The following is a 1,728-nucleotide window of genomic DNA, read 5'->3' as shown; positions in this document are numbered from 1 at the left end:
TGCGCCCGCGGTGACGACATCGCCGCTCGCGCTCGCCTCGCCAAAGGCGCGCGGCGCAAGCCGGATCACCACGCCCGCCATGCCGCCGTCGCGCACGATCAGGTTGGAGCCGACGCCGACGACATAGACGGGAATGTCGCTTGCGAGATGCGCGAGGAAATAAGAGAGATCGTCCTCATCCGTCGGCGTGAACAGCACCTGCGCGGGACCTCCGACGCGAAACCAGGTGAGCTCGGCGAGCGACTGGTTCGCCAGCAGCCGGCCGCGAAGATCGGGCATCACGGCTTTGAGGTCGGGTGTGATGTCGGGGAAGCTCACTGCGCTACCCCAGCGCCTTCAATTCGCCGGGCAAGGCATACGCCCATTGCGTGATGTTGCCGGCGCCCAGACACACGACGAGATCGCCGGACTTCGCCACGCCCTTGACGATGCCAGCGAGATCGGACGCCGCGGGCAGCGGGATCACCTCGCGGTGGCCGTGGGCGCGCAGGCCCGCGGCGAAATGGTCGCGATCGATGCCTTCGATCGGCGTCTCGCCCGCAGCATAGACCTCGGCGACGATCACCGCATCCGCATCGTTGAAGCAGGTGCAGAATTCCTCGAACAGCGACTGCAGGCGGGTGTAGCGATGCGGCTGCACCACCGCGACGATCTTACCGTTGGTGGATTCCCGCGCCGCCTTCAGCACCGCCGCGATCTCGACCGGATGATGGCCGTAGTCGTCGATGACGGTGACGCCGTTCCACTCGCCGGTCTTGGTGAAGCGGCGCTTGACGCCGCCGAAGCCGGCGATCGCCTTGCGGATCGCCTCGTCCGACACGCCGAGCTCGCGCGCGACCGCAATCGCGGCGGTCGCGTTGGAGGCATTGTGGCGCCCCGGCATCGGCAGCATGAGATCGGAGATCTCGTGCACGGCGCCCGTCTTGCGATCGCGGAAGGCAACCTTGAACTTCGATCCGCCGCCCGCCGGGGTCAGGTCGACGAAGCGCACATCGGCCTGCGGATTCTCACCATAGGTGATGATGCGTCGATCCTCGATCTTGCCGACAAGGGTTTGCACCACGGGATGATCGATGCACATCACGGCGAAGCCATAGAACGGCAGGTTCTCGACGAAATGGCGGAAGGCGTCCTGCACCGCCTCGAAGGTCTTGAAGTGATCGAGATGCTCGGGATCGACATTGGTGACGATCGCGACCTCGGTCGGCAGCTTCAGGAACGTGCCGTCGCTCTCGTCCGCTTCGACCACCATCCAGTCACCCGCACCGAGACGCGCATTGGAGCCGTAGGCATTGATGATGCCGCCGTTGATCACGGTGGGATCGAGGCCGCCGGCGTCGAGCAGCGTCGCGACCATCGTGGTCGTGGTGGTCTTGCCGTGGGTGCCGGCGATGGCGACGCAGCTCTTCAGCCGCATGAGCTCGGCCAGCATCTCGGCGCGGCGCACCACGGGGATGCGCCGTTCGCGCGCCGCCGTCAGTTCCGGATTGTCGCGCTTGATCGCGGTAGAAACCACGACGACCTCGGCCCCGTCGACGTTCTCCGCCTTGTGGCCGACCGAGACCCTCGCACCGTTCTTGCGCAGGCGGTCGAGATTGTAATTGTCGGAGGCGTCCGAACCCTGCACGGAATAGCCGAGATTGAGCAGCACCTCGGCGATTCCGCTCATGCCTATCCCGCCGATCCCGACGAAGTGGATAGGTCCGATCTCGCGCGGCAGTCTCATGG

1 protein-coding gene and 1 pseudogene are annotated in these 1,728 nt (G+C 65.8%); both read right to left on the bottom strand.

Features of this window, described 5'->3' with window-relative positions:
* A pseudogene (locus IVB32_RS24265) lies at positions 1–318 on the bottom strand (UDP-N-acetylenolpyruvoylglucosamine reductase); the annotation flags it as partial.
* Between the two features lie 4 nt (positions 319–322).
* A complete protein-coding gene (gene murC / locus IVB32_RS24260) occupies positions 323–1,726 on the bottom strand; it encodes a UDP-N-acetylmuramate--L-alanine ligase (RefSeq protein ID WP_204513990.1) in 1,404 nt (467 codons plus the stop codon).
* Between the last annotated feature and the right edge of the window lie 2 nt (positions 1,727–1,728).

Source organism: Bradyrhizobium sp. 23 (assembly GCF_023073295.1).
GTDB classification, from domain to species: domain Bacteria; phylum Pseudomonadota; class Alphaproteobacteria; order Rhizobiales; family Xanthobacteraceae; genus Bradyrhizobium; species Bradyrhizobium canariense_D.
The sequence above is the reverse complement of the archived record's forward strand: the minus strand, read 5'-3'. Positions and strand labels throughout refer to the sequence as shown.